At 39.4% G+C, this 16,167-nt stretch carries 14 protein-coding genes; 9 read left to right on the top strand and 5 right to left on the bottom strand.

What is annotated here, in order from left to right; translation table 11 throughout:
- Positions 1-180: 180 nt before the first annotated feature.
- Entirely contained in the window at positions 181-1,020 is an 840-nt protein-coding gene (locus EKQ44_RS02195; RefSeq protein WP_237661883.1) for a mechanosensitive ion channel family protein, read from the bottom strand.
- Positions 1,021-1,396: 376 nt separating this feature from the next.
- Here EKQ44_RS02195 and EKQ44_RS02200 point away from each other — a divergent pair, with 376 nt between their 5' ends.
- The 4 genes from EKQ44_RS02200 (at position 1,397) to EKQ44_RS02215 (ending at position 6,400) form a co-directional block, all read left to right on the top strand.
- On the top strand, positions 1,397-1,939 hold the full coding sequence (locus EKQ44_RS02200; protein WP_010192747.1) for a peroxiredoxin: 543 nt from the start codon (positions 1,397-1,399) through the stop codon (positions 1,937-1,939).
- A gap of 85 nt (positions 1,940-2,024) precedes the next feature.
- Positions 2,025-2,474, top strand: a complete 450-nt coding sequence (locus tag EKQ44_RS02205) for a TlpA family protein disulfide reductase (protein WP_237661884.1) — start codon at positions 2,025-2,027, stop codon at positions 2,472-2,474.
- Between the two features lie 307 nt (positions 2,475-2,781).
- Positions 2,782-4,536, top strand: coding sequence for an ABC transporter ATP-binding protein (locus EKQ44_RS02210; protein WP_237661885.1), 1,755 nt, complete (start codon positions 2,782-2,784; stop codon positions 4,534-4,536).
- Positions 4,537-4,552: 16 nt separating this feature from the next.
- Positions 4,553-6,400 (top strand): ABC transporter ATP-binding protein, encoded by a 1,848-nt coding sequence (locus EKQ44_RS02215; RefSeq protein ID WP_237661886.1) that lies wholly within the window; start codon positions 4,553-4,555, stop codon positions 6,398-6,400.
- 404 nt (positions 6,401-6,804) lie between these two features.
- Here EKQ44_RS02215 and EKQ44_RS02220 read toward each other — a convergent pair whose 3' ends face one another.
- Positions 6,805-7,269, bottom strand: coding sequence for a helix-turn-helix transcriptional regulator (locus EKQ44_RS02220; RefSeq protein ID WP_237662540.1), 465 nt, complete (start codon positions 7,267-7,269; stop codon positions 6,805-6,807).
- 157 nt (positions 7,270-7,426) lie between these two features.
- On the opposite strand from EKQ44_RS02220, the gene EKQ44_RS02225 reads away from it, so the two are divergent.
- Entirely contained in the window at positions 7,427-8,107 is a 681-nt protein-coding gene (locus EKQ44_RS02225) for a potassium channel family protein (RefSeq protein WP_237661887.1), read from the top strand.
- A 374-nt stretch (positions 8,108-8,481) separates the two neighbouring features.
- Here the strand turns inward: EKQ44_RS02225 and rnjA are convergent, their stop codons facing one another.
- Both rnjA and EKQ44_RS02235 read right to left on the bottom strand, forming a co-directional pair.
- The gene (gene rnjA / locus EKQ44_RS02230) at positions 8,482-10,149 is read right to left on the bottom strand and encodes a ribonuclease J1 (RefSeq protein WP_237661888.1); all 1,668 of its coding nucleotides are present in this window, start codon (positions 10,147-10,149) and stop codon (positions 8,482-8,484) included.
- Positions 10,150-10,155: 6 nt separating this feature from the next.
- Positions 10,156-10,365: a DNA-dependent RNA polymerase subunit epsilon gene (locus EKQ44_RS02235; protein WP_237661889.1), complete on the bottom strand. Its 210-nt coding sequence runs from the start codon at positions 10,363-10,365 to the stop codon at positions 10,156-10,158.
- 826 nt (positions 10,366-11,191) lie between these two features.
- Between EKQ44_RS02235 and EKQ44_RS02240 the strand changes: the two genes are divergently transcribed.
- Together EKQ44_RS02240 and EKQ44_RS02245 are read left to right on the top strand one after the other, a co-directional pair.
- Entirely contained in the window at positions 11,192-12,097 is a 906-nt protein-coding gene (locus EKQ44_RS02240; protein ID WP_237661890.1) for a DMT family transporter, read from the top strand.
- 19 nt (positions 12,098-12,116) lie between these two features.
- The gene (locus EKQ44_RS02245; RefSeq protein WP_237661891.1) at positions 12,117-12,914 is read left to right on the top strand and encodes a Cof-type HAD-IIB family hydrolase; all 798 of its coding nucleotides are present in this window, start codon (positions 12,117-12,119) and stop codon (positions 12,912-12,914) included.
- Between the two features lie 117 nt (positions 12,915-13,031).
- Here the strand turns inward: EKQ44_RS02245 and def are convergent, their stop codons facing one another.
- Positions 13,032-13,586 carry a peptide deformylase gene (def, locus tag EKQ44_RS02250; protein WP_237661892.1) on the bottom strand — a complete coding sequence of 185 codons (555 nt, stop codon included), beginning with the start codon at positions 13,584-13,586 and terminating at the stop codon, positions 13,032-13,034.
- A 211-nt stretch (positions 13,587-13,797) separates the two neighbouring features.
- Between def and EKQ44_RS02255 the strand changes: the two genes are divergently transcribed.
- Both EKQ44_RS02255 and pdhA read left to right on the top strand, forming a co-directional pair.
- Positions 13,798-14,463 carry a YkyA family protein gene (locus EKQ44_RS02255; RefSeq protein WP_237661893.1) on the top strand — a complete coding sequence of 222 codons (666 nt, stop codon included), beginning with the start codon at positions 13,798-13,800 and terminating at the stop codon, positions 14,461-14,463.
- Between the two features lie 587 nt (positions 14,464-15,050).
- On the top strand, positions 15,051-16,166 hold the full coding sequence (pdhA, locus tag EKQ44_RS02260) for a pyruvate dehydrogenase (acetyl-transferring) E1 component subunit alpha (protein WP_237661894.1): 1,116 nt from the start codon (positions 15,051-15,053) through the stop codon (positions 16,164-16,166).
- Position 16,167: the final 1 nt, after the last annotated feature.

The following is a 16,167-nucleotide window of genomic DNA, read 5'->3' on the forward strand; positions in this document are numbered from 1 at the left end:
TATTTGGTTCGCTGGACTTGGATGAACTTAACTCATCAAAGGTGGGAAGAAGTGCTTTAATAGTAGGAGAAATTGGCGTTATTTTTGCTGAGAAAAGTAGTTCGGACATTTTAACTAATCGACCAGCATAGGTAAACAAAAAAAGTCCAGAATGTGTACTCTGGACTTCCAATGAACTATTTAATCCTTTTTCTCAATATAGACTTGATGAGGAAACGGTATGTCGATTCCATTTGCGTCAAGCGCTTCTTTAATGGTTTTGCGCAACTTGCGCTCTACTGCCCATTGTTGCATGTTCTCCGTTTTGGCGATAATGCGGATGACTACATCAGAGTCACCAAGGCCTTGGACACCTACTACGTTTGGTCCTTCAATGATTGTTTCATCTTCTGCAGCAACCTGGTCACATACGGTTTGCATTACTTGGATGGCAGTATCAATATTGTCATCATAAGAGATGCCTATATCGACGAGAGCACGCATATTTCCTCTGGAATGATTGGTTAAATTAGATATTTCACGGTTAGGTACATAATGCAGGGAACCATCAAAATCCCTGATCTTAGTGGTGCGCAAACCAACCTCTTCCACAATTCCCGAAAAGCCTGCGGTTGTGACATAGTCATCCACATCAACCTGCTTTTCTAATAATAAGAAGAACCCAGTCACGACATCACTGACGATGCCTTGAGCGCCGAATCCAATGGCAAGGCCGACAACCCCAGCCCCAGCCAGGATAGCAGTGGTTTCAACTGCAAATACGTTTTCAAGTACCATTATCACTAAGAAAAATATTAAAGCATATGTAAAAATGTTTATCGTAAGTTTCTCAAGTGTCTTGGCTCTTCCTGGTGAAATGCCTTGTCTTTCTGTGGCCCTATTGAAGGTGCGGGAAATTATTTTAGTCCCAATAGATTTCACGATTGCATACACGATTAAAATTACTAGTAATTTGAGTAAAATAACCCCTGCGGCAATCAAGATAGCATAAATGTCAATGTTAGATAAATCAAATACCATAACTTAAACTCCCTTCTCTGATGCGGATAAAATGATAATTAGTTCTAATAAGGCATTATAAAGTATTCAGAACTGAAAACCAAATAATTTAAAAGATGTGCATGGATAAGCTTATCATTTTGTCCTAAAAGTAAAGAATGTTATTATAAGGATGGAGAAAAAATTCCCATTTTACACTTAGATTACATTATCACTCTTAAGGGAATACCAACAAGGTGAAAATATTGACTAACACATAGTCTAAATTAAATTAATTATTATTTAACATTGACTAAAAATAAAGAGTGGTTTATAATAGTTGATGTTGATTAAATAACTAAATGAGAATTATTAATAAATATTCTCATTTGAAATTACAACTTGGAGGGATTTACAAATGGCAGAACGCATGGTAGGTAAACAAGCTCCACGTTTTGAAATGGACGCTGTATTACCAAACAAAGAATTTGGAAAAGTAAGCTTAGAAGAAAACATGAAAAACGATAAGTGGACAGTACTTTTCTTCTACCCAATGGATTTCACGTTCGTTTGCCCGACTGAAATCACTGCAATGTCTGATCGCTACGAAGAGTTCGAAGACTTAGATGCAGAAATCATTGGAGTATCTACTGATACTATCCACACTCACTTAGCTTGGATCAATACAGATCGCAAAGACAACGGTCTTGGCGAATTAAGATATCCTTTAGCTGCTGACACTAATCACGTTGTATCTCGCGACTACGGAGTTCTTATTGAAGATGAAGGTATCGCGCTACGTGGATTATACATCATCAGCCCAGAAGGCGAATTACAATACCAAACAGTATTCCACAACAACATCGGCCGTGATGTAGAAGAAACACTACGTGTACTTCAAGCATTACAAACTGGTGGACTTTGCCCAGCTAACTGGAAGCCTGGACAAGCTACATTATAATTTGATGCAACCAAGAATAAGGTCTAACGTTTTCGTTAGGCCTTTTCTTTGCAATACATAGATAAGTTATAGGAGGTTTAAAAGGATGAAATTGCGCTCTCCGATGCCTGAATTAACAGGCGCGACAGAATGGTTGAATGGACAGGTAACCAAAGAGGACCTGATTGGTGAAAAGCCGACACTTATACATTTCTGGTCAGTAAGCTGCCATCTATGTAAAGAGGCGATGCCACAAGTAAATGAGTTTCGCGATAACTACAAAGAAAAGTTAAACGTAATTGCCGTTCACATGCCCCGCTCTGAGGACGACTTGAATCTCGATTCCATCAAGAAGACAGCGAGTGAACATGATATCACTCAACCGATCTTCGTTGACAGTGAACATAAATTAACAGATTCTTTTGAAAATCAATATGTACCTGCTTATTATGTATTTGATGCAGAGGGTAATCTTCGCCACTTCCAGGCTGGCGGAAGTGGGATGAAAATGCTTGAAAAGCGTGTAAATCGTGTATTGGGTGAAATGGAGAAATAAGTATTTTGAATGAACTAAGGATTGCCTTAAAGTAAAGGGTGATCCTTTTTTCTATTTACCGCAAACCAACTACTGATTCTATTTAGCAGACCCATACTCATATACTCTAAAGTTGTTCTTTTCTCCGTCTAAAGATGTAGGGAATTTCCGTCTTTGTGTCACTTACGATGTCCCATACAAAGAAATAAAATAATAGTATAAATAATTTAAATTTTTCCAAAAAAGACTGGATAAATATTTCGAAACTCGATATATTAGATACTATCTTATATTTTCCAGCATGAGTTAACAAAGGGAGGGAATACATGTGGAGACTTTTAAGAAACTTAAAGAGTTTTATTGGCCTTATCGCAAAAATTTCTATATTTCCTTGATATTTTTGCTTTTAGTAACGGTCATCACCGTCATTTATCCTGTTATTTTGCAGGTGACCATTGATGAAGTTATTGAAAAACAACAATTCCAATACGTACCATATATTGCACTTGGATTCATTGGAATAATGGCATTAAAGGGGTTATTTACGTACTTCAATCAGTTTTTAGGTGACCTATTTGGAATTAGATCGGTGTACCGCTTAAGAAACGAACTGTACGAAAAACTACAATTCCTGCCTTTTCGTTATTATGATAATGCGAAAACAGGGGACTTGATGTCAAGGCTGACAGCAGATGTAGAGGGTTTCAGGTTTTTCTTATCATTTGGATTTGCCGAATTGATTCGATTCGTATTGTTAGTAACCATTAGCTTAGGCCTAATGTTCTATTATTCTGTAGCATTAACGTTTGTTACATTACTGGCTATGCCTTTTCTAGCCTTTGTCACATATCGTTTTGATAAAAGAGTGCACCCAGCATTCCGTGGAATTCGTAAATCATTTGGGAAACTAAATACGAATGTACAGGAGAATATCAGTGGAATCAACACGGTTAAATCTTTATCCCGTGAAGATTATCAAATTAATAAATTCAATAATTCCAATGTAGACTACAAGGAGAAATATATTACTACTTCTAATGTCTGGGCAAAGTTCTTCCCGCTAATGGAATTCATCGGTAATGCCTGTGTGGTGGGTCTGCTGGCGTTTGGAGGTTATTTGGTAATCAATGGCCAACTGTCAGAAGGTGCACTAGTAGCATTCTTCAGTTTAGTATGGTATATCGTTTGGCCGATTGCGAACTTAGGGTTCGTCATCAATCAGTTCTCCCAAGCAAAAGCATCCGGAGAACGATTATTGGAGATTTTAGAGGCAGAAGAAGATATTCAAGACACACCAGATGCGAAGGATGTCCCTAATTTGAATGGGCATGTAACGTTCGAAGATGTTACATTCCGTTATCCAAATGAAGACAAAACGGCGCTTGAAAATGTATCTTTTGATGCACCTCCTGGAAAGCAGATTGGATTGATAGGAGCGACAGGCTCTGGTAAAACAAGTATCACCCAACTTATTACAAGATTTTATGAGCCACAATCCGGGCGCATATTAATTGATGGGGAAGAGGTCAATAAATACTCGCTGTATTCCCTTCGAAATCAAATCGGTTTTGTGCTACAAGAATCTTTCCTATTCTCTTCCACTATAAAATCAAATATCGCTTACGGTCGTCCGAATGCTTCTATGGAAGAAATCGTTCGAGCTGCTAAAATGGCGCAGGCGCATGATTTTATCATGGAACTTCCTGATGGCTATGACACGATGCTTGGAGAACGCGGAATGGGTCTTTCCGGAGGACAGAAACAACGTATCGCCATCGCGCGTGCGTTAATCCTTGATCCAAGTATCTTAGTTTTGGATGATGCAACAAGTGCAGTTGATATGCAGACAGAGTTTAATATCCAAAGAGAATTAAAGGCTGCATTGGCTGGGCGAACAACCTTTATCATCGCTCACCGTATTTCCTCTCTTAAACATGCGGATGAAATCCTCGTATTAGAAGAAGGAAAAGTGGTAGAGCGCGGAACACATGACGAGCTTGTCCAAAAGAATGGGGCATATCGTAGAATCTATGATATCCAATACAAGGACCAAAAAACGGTTTTGGAAGCTCAGACTAACTGAAGGCAGGTGAAACAAAGTGCGAAAAAAACAAAAAATAGAATTGAATGACAATGTAAAAAAGAGATTCTACTATTCTACTGACCAGGCAATCGAAAAACCGTTCAACTGGCAACAGATGTGGAGACTTTTCTCTTATATGAAACCATATTCCAAGACCTTGTTGCCGTTAGCAATCATTACAATGCTAATTGCAACAGCAGTAAGGTTGGCTATTCCAATCATAATCGGTAAATACCTATATGATGTTGCCATAAAACAGAAAGATATGGATATGCTTGTCCAGCTCGCGGTAATTGTTTCCGTTTTATATATTATTTCGTATGTAGCAAATGCATTGAGGATACGTTGGATGAACATGCTTGGGCAAAATGTCATCTATGATTTAAGGAAGCACCTTTTTACACATGTACAAGGTCTGTCCCACCGCTTTTTCGATCAACGTTCGGCTGGTTCGATCCTTGTCCGTATCATGAATGATATCAACTCATTGCAGGAATTGTTTACAAACGGTGTTATCAATCTACTTATGGATTTTATTTTATTGATTGGTATCGTGGTCATCTTATTTACTTTAAGTCCGGAATTAGCAACAGCCATATTGGTTATCCTACCAATCATGTTTTTCATTTCTACAAGCTTGCGTAGAAAGATCAGAAGAGCATGGCAGGACGTTCGTATAAAGCAATCCATGCTGAACTCCCATTTAAATGAAAGTATCCAAGGAGTTCGTGTTACACAATCTTTTACGCAAGAAAGAGAGAATATGGGGTTCTTCGACCGCATCAATACGGAAAACTTCGAATCTTGGAAAAATGCGACAAGGCAGAATGCGATTTTCCGTCCGTTCGTTGAAATGACCAATGCGGTTGGAACAGCAATTCTTATCTGGTTTGGAGCCTATCTTATCCAACTAAGTATGACGGGTGGTTCCAGTACTCTAACAGTCGGTATCTTCATTTCCTTTGCATTCTATTTAGGGATGTTCTGGGAGCCGATTTCACGATTAGGCCAACTTTATAATATGCTTCTTGTCGGGATGGCTTCATCTGAACGCATTTTTGAATTTTTGGATGAAAAACCGATAGTGGATGAGAAGGATAATGCAGTCAATCTGGAAACGATCCGCGGAGAAATTGAATTTAAAAATGTGGAGTTCTCCTATGACAGCAAGCGCACGGCCTTGAACCGCATTTCATTGAAAATGGAAGCAGGGCAAACTGTCGCATTGGTGGGGCATACGGGTTCTGGTAAAACCACCATCGCTAACTTAATTTCACGATTCTATGATGCAACAGGCGGAGAAGTGAAGATAGATGGTTACGATATCCGCGACATTTCCCTTCAAAGCTTACGTTCACAAATCAGTGTAGTCTTACAGGATACCTTTATTTTCTCAGGGACTATCAATGATAATATACGCTTCGGTCGCCCTACCGCCACCGACGAAGAGGTAAAGGCTGCTGCTGAAGCAGTCGGCGCAAATGAATTTATCGAGCGCTTGAAAAATGGGTATGATACAGAAGTTGAGGAAAGAGGTAATGTCCTTTCTGTCGGAGAAAGACAATTGATTTCCTTTGCACGTGCGTTACTAGCCGATCCTAGCATCATCATTTTAGATGAAGCAACAGCTAGTATTGATACGGAAACGGAAGTGAAGATACAGACTGCACTCAAGCAGCTTCTGAAAGGTCGTACGGCCATCATTATCGCTCACCGTCTATCAACTATCCGCGAAGCAGATAACATCATTGTCCTTGATCATGGGAATATCATGGAGCAGGGCAATCACGATAAGCTGATGGAGCACGGAGGCATCTATTATCACTTGGTAAAAGCACAGTTTACGATGCAGGATGTGAGCTGAGAATAAGAAAAGACATCGGTTTTATTGGGACCGATGTCTTTTTGTGTATTGTGTACCTCTAGGAAGGTGCTTAATAATGTTGGCCGCCAAATTAGCTCTAATATGGATTATTCAAAAAACGGGTGGATTTATTCAATAAAGTGGTCAAAGTATGCAATAAACCTCTCCAATTATTCAATAAATCACTTCAAATTAACGGACATCCATATATTCCCACAAGGACTCTTTTGATTATGGAAGTATATGTAATAAATGTGGAGTTTAAATGAGATTTAAACTTTAACCAGAGTCGGCGCTATACATAGTTTAGTCAATGATACTCAAGCTTTTCTGTTATATAGCAAGCAACCAGAAAAATGGGACATAGTACAGTGATCAGAACGACAATATTGACATCCATTTACTTAATCTCCCCTCTTTGGTTTTGATAGCTCTTTCAGCCTTTGTAACGCATCCGCTTTTTCAAAAGAGCTGTACCAGCGGAAATCCATCTCATCCAAAATTCGATAGTGCTGACTGATGACATTTTGCTGAAGACGGAAAGAGCCCTGCATTTTTATCTCTTTCCACCAGACTTTTCCTCCCAATGTCTTATCCTTAGGGGCATCAATCTTCTCGTGAGCGATTGTTTCTAGGACTTCTAATGGGTCAGCACCGAGTACAGAGGCTAATACTTGACTCTCCCTAAACAGGGCGCAGGTGGCTGCACAAACGGTCCAGCCTGCTTGGCTCCTTCCTTTTTCGATCTGGACCAACGTTTTCTTGGAGATCCCCAATATTTCCGCCATTTTATCTTGAGTATAATCAAATTCCGTACGAATGAGCTTTATTTTACTTGATATCAAGGATATTGCTTCTGTATGATTCATCATTTAGGGAAAGTGCTCCTTTTTATAATATATGTGTAATTTTACACTTTTTATTACAACTGTACAACTGTATCCATAAAAATAATTAGAAAAATACATTTTTAACATAGGAAAAATAAGATTATGATACAATAGTATTTATACATAACCTTTATAAATGGGGGAAGAACCGTTGAAGAAAAAAGAATTTGCCGTAATAGGCCTAGGGCGTTTTGGGGGAAGTATGGTACAGGCATTAAGTGACGAGGGAGTAGAAGTTCTTGCGATTGATAATGATGAAGAAAAAGTGAACCAGTTCGCAAATATTGCCTCACATGCAGTGGTTGGTGATACAACGGATGAGGCTGTACTAAAAAGTATCGGTATCCGTAATTTTGATCATGTAATCGTTGCCATTGGCGACAATATCCAAGCAAGTATTCTGACGACCTTGATCTTAAAGGAACTTGGCGTTAAACATATAACGGTCAAGGCAACCAATGACTATCATGAAAAAGTATTGAGTCGTATTGGAGCCGACCAAGTTGTCCATCCTGAAAGGGATATGGGAAGGCGTATAGCCCATAATATAGTGTCCAATAACGTATTAGATTATCTGGAGCTATCTGATGAGCATAGTATTGTGGAAATTGTTGCTAGTCGACGTCTTGATGGGAATACGTTGATTGATCTAGACATTCGCGCAAAATATGGCATCAATATTGTTGCCATTAAGCGAGGGAAGGATATCATCGTCTCTCCTCAGGCGACAGATGCGATCAGGCAGGGTGATATCTTGATTGTCATCGGGGCAGATACAGATATTACGCGTTTTGAGAAGAATGTTGTGGAAGAATGATGAGGGATTTTTAATTTTTATATGGACCAGCAAGGGGAGGCCTTTGCTGGTTTTTTGGTCTGTTTGTTAGATGGGATGAAAGTGCATGATGATGGCTGTCTGGTGTACGACAGTAATCTATCGGAATCCGAAATATCACAATGATGAGTGAAAATGTCACAATAACTTGAAAAATAGTCACAATCAAGGCGGGAAAAGTCACAATACTCCTCCTGAATGTAGCAATCAAAGGATATAAAATGATAAATTATCCTTAAGTGTCCGACGTATTCTACAATTTGATACAGTTACCATCAGCTTCACCGATAAATCAATCAATATCCATAGAAAAAACGCCCCCGACGAAAAATCGGGGGCGTTTCAGTATGTCACCATCAAACTTCCATGATAATAGGAAGGATCATTGGACGACGCTTTGTTTTCTCATATAAGAACGGAGCCAGAGTATCTGTAATTTCATTCTTGATTTCGGACCACTGTGTGGTGCGGCGCTCCATGATTTTATTAAGATGTTTAGAAATCAGGGACTGTGCGTCATTGATCAGGTCACCAGATTCTCTCATGTAAACGAAGCCACGTGAGATGATGTCCGGGCCAGAAGCGATGCGGAAGTCTTTCATGTTAATACTTACAACCACAACTACAAGTCCTTCTTCAGAAAGGATGCGGCGGTCACGTAAGACGATGTTTCCGATGTCTCCAATACCATTTCCATCAATGTACACATTGCCGGATGGTATCTTTCCTGCTACTGACGCTTCGTCTTCACCAAGTGCAAGCACTTCACCGTTATCCATGATAAAACAATTTTCTTCAGGTACGCCACAGTCAATAGCAAGTTGCTTGTGTGTAATCTGCATGCGGTATTCACCGTGTATCGGCATGAAGTATTTAGGTTTTATCAAGCGAAGCATGAGCTTTTGCTCTTGTTGACCACCATGACCAGAAGTATGGATGTCGCTCAATGAACCGTGGATTACATCAGCGCCTGCGCGGAACAACATGTTGATCGTACGGTTTACACTTAATGTGTTTCCTGGGATAGGGGAAGAAGAAAATACTACCGTGTCTCCAGGTATGATTTGAATTTGACGATGAGTACCGTTGGCGATCCTGGATAGTGCAGCCATAGGCTCTCCTTGGCTACCAGTACAAAGGATAGTGACTTTGTTGGCCGGCATACGATTAATCTGGTTTGTTTCAATAAATGTATCTTTAGGTGCTTGGATATAGCCAAGTTCTTGACCGATATTGATGGCAGCTTCCATGCTTCGTCCAAATACTGCAACTTTTCTACCGTGTGCTACAGCTGCTTCTACCACTTGTTGTAGACGGTGGATGTTGGATGCGAATGTAGCGAAGATCACACGGCCATCAACTTTGCGGAAGATGTCTTGGATGCTTTCGCCAACACGGCGTTCTGACATGGTAAAGTCAGGAATTTCACTGTTTGTGCTGTCAGATAATAGGCATAGGACGCCTTCTTTTCCGATTTCAGCCATTTTAGTCAAGTTTGCTGGCTCCCCTACTGGAGTGAAGTCAAACTTGAAGTCTCCGGTGTGAACAATATTCCCTTGAGGTGTTTTGACAACAACCCCGTAAGAATCCGGGATACTGTGGGTAGTGCGGAAGAATGTTACCGAAGTTTTACGGAACTTGATAATATCATCTTCCTGAATTTCAATTAATTTTGCTTTGCGTAGCAATCCATGCTCTTCTAGCTTGTTTTTGATCAGGCCAAGAGCGAGCTTTCCGCCGTAGACGGGAATGTCCACTTCACGAAGAAGGTAAGGGATGCCCCCAATATGGTCTTCGTGTCCGTGAGTGACGAAGAGTCCTTTGATTTTTTCTTGGTTTTTCACAAGATACGTATAGTCAGGTATAACATAGTCGATTCCAAGTAATTCGTCTTCAGGAAACTTGATTCCAGCATCAATCAGGATGATCTCATCCTGGAACTGGACGGCATAGGTGTTTTTCCCGATCTCACCCAGCCCGCCTAAAGCGAATACCGCTGCTTGATTGTTTTTTACAAATTTCATTGTCTATCAGATCTCCAATACTTTAAAGTTTTCAGATTGCTTTTCATACTCATAGAAGTCTCCGGATACAGCCTGGATGAATTCAATGTTATACGGCTTGTCCTTCAGTTTCCTGCGGACTTCAAAGACTGCAGAAGCTTCTACATAAAGAGACTCCGTTTTTTCTCTAACTGGTGCTTCTGCAACGTCTTCCTGGTAATACACTTTAAATAACATTCCTATCTCTCCTTATAAAAGTTTCTGCCCATCAATCCACAACTCTTGTATAGCAGTGGACAATGGTATATATAGTTATTTAATGTAAGGGAAGGGCGCGGAAGTGTCCGTCGACCCACAATCTTGTGTCAAGCTACAATGCTCTTCTCCTTACAAAAAGACAACGCGTCACTAAATAATGCTTCCTAGAAATCTCTATATAGCCGGTCATTGGCTAAAAAGCCATTATTAACCTATATTATATACGATATTAAAGAAGATTTCATGTTTTTCTAAAAAGAGGCTTTTTCTATCTTCTCCAATTGAAAATAAATTTAAAAGCAGTGGTGTTTATGTAGTAACTTCTCGAAAGCTTATTCCTATTATAGTTACCAATGTTTTCTTTGTAAAATTTAATCGTCGATAAAATATGTAAGAGCCCTTCAAAGTAGAAGGACTCATCAACGGAATGGACTAAGCAATCGTTTTTCGCTTGAGAATATTGTTCATTCTACGCAGTATTTTCTTTCTCAGTCTCCTTAACATAAGCATTCACTCCTTGTACTCAAGGTACGATCTGTTTGTTACTAGTTAATATGTGTCAAACAGATAAAATTGTTGCTGGTAAATATACGAAATTTCAGTACATAAGGAATGGCTTTTCACTTCTGAACAATGTACGTAGAATCAAGTATGGTTACTATCAGATTAACATATAAATGCTTTGTTGGGAATAAGTCGTTTGGGGCAGGTGAGAATCGAAGTAGAAGCGTGAATTTTTCATTGACAGAAAACGCTTTCTTCATGTATTATTTCGATACCCTAAGAATACAAGGTGGGAAACTAGATGAAGCGTCTGTATTTGGCATTATTTACACTAAGTTTGATATGGGGAATGTCTTTTTTATTTATTAAATTACTTGTTGTGGACCTTGGGGTTTGGGGTGTCGTTTTCTGGAGATGTGCCTTTGGAGCAGGGACGCTGTTAGTAATGTTAATAGTCCAGCGAAAACTAAATACGTTAAGGAAGCTCCCGTTGATCCCTATACTTTTCATTGCGCTACTAAATAATGCACTGCCATGGGCACTGATAGCTGTTAGCGAAACGACGATCAGCAGCAGCCTGGCATCTGTTGTTAACGCGACTACACCGATATGGACCATTTTAATCGGATTTACTATCTTTGGAAGCCAAATGAAAAAAATGCAATGGATCGGTGTTGGTGTTGGCTTTTTTGGAATCTTGGTTCTCCTGGAATTGAATTTGTTCCAGCTATTTCACGATAATCTCTTAGGTGTAGGAACGATGCTAGGGGCGACCATATGTTATGGATTTGGCGCACATCTCAGTAGAAGATATCTGCAAAACATCCCTATAACTGTGATATCTTTTAGCACTCTTGCTATGGCAGGTGTGATTTCAGGGCTGATGATGGCTATTATCCAACCATCTGGATTTATGGCAGTGGGCAGCACAGATATCATCCTTTCCTTAATAGGATTGGGTGTGTTTGGATCAGGCTTTGCCTACCTTCTCTATTATTACATGGTAAAAGAAGGGAGTGCTGAATTTGCTTCTTTGGTGACATATTTAGTCCCGATCACTGCCATGATATGGGGTAGTCTGTTATTGGGAGAGAAAATAACGCCTCATATGCTTTTCGGTTTGATTCTTATCTTCAGTGGTGTATATTTGTCTTCGTACAAAACAAAAGCAAGTAAACATAAAGTGGCTAAAAAGATTGCAGTTTAAAAAGAGTAAGGTGGTTAAGATGGAAAGAAACGATAAAATAGTATTCTTCGATATAGACGGTACACTACTGGATCATCAAAAGGAATTGCCTGAATCAACAAAGAGGGCTATTAAAGGGTTAAAGGAAAGTGGCGTGTATGTAGCGATTGCTACAGGAAGGGCCCCTTTTATGTTCGAGGATTTACGTAAAGAGTTGGATATCCAAACATTTGTAAGCTTTAACGGGCAGTATGTTGTCTTTGAAGGGGAAGTCATATACAAAAACCCACTTAATATTGAAAAAATGCATGAGCTGCGAATTAATGCGGACAAATTGGCTCATCCCCTTGTTTATTTAAACCATGAGAAAATGAAGGCAAATGTAGAAGACCATCCTTTCGTCCATAAAAGTATGGAAAGCTTGAAGTTTACACATCCGGAATTTGGACCTTCTTTCCTTGATGAAACGGAAATCTACCAAGCATTATTATTTATTGAAGATACGGACCAACAAAGCTACGTGGATTCCTATAATGACTTTCACTTTATCAGGTGGCACCAATATTCCACCGATATCTTGCCTAGAGGTGGCTCAAAGGCAATCGGTATCCAAAGGATGCTAGAGAGGCTTCCTTTTAAAAAGGAAAATGTATTCGCCTTTGGGGATGGCTTGAATGATGTGGAAATGATTGACTACGTCGGTACGGGTGTTGCGATGGGGAATGCCCATCCAGAGTTACTGAAAGTGGCCAACCATGTTACGAAGGATGTAGGGGAAGATGGAATTATGCACGGCCTTGAGCTTGTGGGGCTTTTAAACAAGTCAGTTAAATCATAGTAATGAAGTGCAGGCTAAAAGAGAAGGTGTTAAAACGCCTTGAAGGGAAATCCACTGCGATCTGCAAAATACTAAATAAAAGCCTGATCTAAACAGATCAGGCTTTCATTTTTGCTTTCACCTTTCAATAGGCAAAGCACCCTCAGGTGGCTGGAATGGATTCTCCTTGTCTATATGATCATAGAACATGACTCCATGCAAATGATCAATTTCGTGTTGAAATACGATGGCAACCAAGCCTTTGAGACGCAGTTTCAACTCTTCCCCCTGCAAATTGGTTGCTTTCACCGTGACTCTTGCATATCTAGGTACAAGTCCTGGAACGTCCCTTTCCACTGAAAGGCACCCTTCTCCAGTAGTCAGGTAGCTTCTTTCTACTGAGTGGCTGATGATTCTTGGGTTGAAGAGTGCATAGCTATGTAATTTCCCTGATTCATCTGTGATATGAACAGCAATCATTTTTTTTGCCACATTGATTTGCGGTGCTGCCAATCCCACTCCTGGTCGTAAGTTATGCTGCAAGGAAACTTCTGGATTTTGGCTATTTTGAAGATACTCCATCATTTTTGCAAGGATAGCTGCATCTTCCTGTGAAGGGGGAAGTGCGACATCACTCGCTACAGACCGTAATGTAGGGTGTCCTTCTTTTATAATATCATTGGTTGTAAGCATGACTTCACTCCTATCTTTAATACATATACTATACTCTATACATCAGTATATATGGTAACTAATATAAATCATGATATATTTTATCAAAAGCATAGGTGTAGATAAAATAATTCAGATGTTCAAAGGTTATTTTATTCTATATCAATTTAATATTGTCAAAATTAGCAATAAAATTTATAGTTAAAGAGAAGAAATGTAAGGGGGATTTAAATTGCGTTTGTGGAAAAGTAGTATATGTTCTGGTGCTCTTGCTTTTTCACTACTATTATCAGGATGTTCGAACGGGGAATCTCCAGAGCAGGAGATCTTTGAGACATTGGAAAAGGTAGTGGAGCTAGAGGCAAGCTTTGAAGAACAACAGGAACCTTTATTGGAATTGGAAAAAAAAGAATCTGCCATTTATGAAGAGATCTTAAGCCTTGGGATGAAAGAATTTGATCAGATTGTCAAGCTTTCACAAGAAGGACTTGGGTTGGTAGAGGAAAAAGAAGCCGCAATGGAAGAAGAGAAAAAGAGTATTGAGGCAGCACGTGAACAATTTGAAGAAGTGAAGGCTTCCATGGAGTCGTTGGAGGACGAAGAGCTTAAAAAAGAGGCTCAGTCCTTATATCAACTTATGGAGCAACGTTATGAAGCTTATATGACGTTATGGAATCACTATAAGGAATCGATGGTAATTGAAAAGGACATGTATGAGCTTTTTCAGACAGAAGACCTTACATTGGAAGAACTGCAAATGCAAATCAATAATCTAAATGAAAAATACGATAAGATCAATGAAGCAAATGATTCTTTCAATGATTATACTGTGCAATATAATGAAGCCAAACTTGAATTTTATAAAAAAGCAGGTTTGGATGTAACCTATAATAATTAACAGGATCCTTACCAGAGTAACCCATGGGGCGTCAATGCTTCTGTGGGTTTTTGTTTTGTTCGTGAAAAATACTTTTTGGCGAAAATTGTTTTATAACAACAAGGGCAAAATGTACTAATATTCATATGCCAGAATAGTCATTTCCCTTTCAATGATTAAGTTTGAATGATAGTGGGAAAGGAATATATAGTGTCAATTTATTATTAAAAGATAATATGGTGCGGGTAGAGGGGTTAGGAATATAATACAGATGTTCTAATTGTATTAGTACAGATGCTCTTTATAAAAATATATTTTACATTTATTGGGTTGTAAAAACTGAATGTAAGCAAAGAGATTGACGGGATTATTGAGGTTGTTGTAAACTTGACCTTGGTTAAAAGTTGTATTAATATTTTTCTTGGAAACATTAATACAGGATATTTTTTGCTTGGTAGGAAAATTACTGGCAAGTTAAAGAAGAGGAAAGATACGTTTTTGCATCACAAACAGAAAAATGTCTTTTAAAACATGTTTTTGGGTAACCTATCTTTGTATGTAATGATGTATTAAATAGTTCTCTTAATAGAAAGGAAGAGGTGACGTAGATGGCTGCAAAAACTAAAAATGCTAAATTTGATCCAAAGCAGCAGAAAGCAAAAGTGGAAGAACAATTCCAAACGTTCCAAATCTTGAATGAAGAAGGCGAAGTAGTAAATGAAGCTGCAATGCCTGAGCTAAGTGATGACCAATTAAAAGAATTAATGCGTCGTATGGTATATACTCGCGTGCTTGATCAACGTTCTATCAGTTTGAACAGACAAGGACGCTTAGGATTCTACGCTCCGACAGCAGGTCAGGAAGCATCTCAACTGGCTTCTCAATTTGCATTGGAAAGCGATGACTTCATATTACCAGGATACCGTGATGTGCCACAAATGATCTGGCATGGTCTTCCTTTATATCAAGCATTCTTATTCTCACGTGGACACTTCCACGGAAACCAGATGCCAGAGGGCGTTAACCTGTTACCTCCTCAAATCATCATCGGTGCACAAATCATCCAAACTGCAGGTGTTGCACTTGGACTGAAGAAAAAAGGGAAAAAGACTGTTGCGATTACATACACAGGAGACGGTGGAGCATCCCAGGGTGACTTCTATGAAGGTTTGAACTTCGCAGGAGCATATCAAGCACCAGCAATCTTTGTTGTGCAAAACAACCGTTTTGCTATTTCCACACCTGTTGAAAAGCAATCTGCAGCGGGCACGATTGCACAGAAAGCTGTAGCTGCAGGTATTCCTGGTATCCAGGTCGACGGAATGGATGCACTTGCTGTTTACGCGGCAACTCGTGATGCACGTGAGCGCGCAGTTAATGGAGAAGGGCCAACATTGATTGAAACGTTAACGTACCGTTATGGTCCACATACAATGGCTGGGGATGACCCAACTCGTTACCGTACTTCTGAACTAGATGATGAGTGGGAAAAGAAAGATCCATTGGTACGCTTCCGTAAATTCCTTGAAAACAAAGGGATCTGGAGCGAGGACGAAGAGAACAAAGTAATCGAAGAAGCGAAAGAAGATATCAAGGTTGCTATCAAGAAAGCGGATGACCAACCTAAACAGAAAGTCACAGACTTAATCTCTTTCATGTACGAAGAGCTTCCTCATAACCTAAAAGAGCAAAATGAAATCTACAAAGAGAAGGAGTCGAAGTAAG

The organism is Sutcliffiella horikoshii (assembly GCF_021991925.1).
In the GTDB taxonomy this organism is placed as follows: Bacteria; Bacillota; Bacilli; order Bacillales; family Bacillaceae_I; genus Sutcliffiella_A; species Sutcliffiella_A horikoshii_F.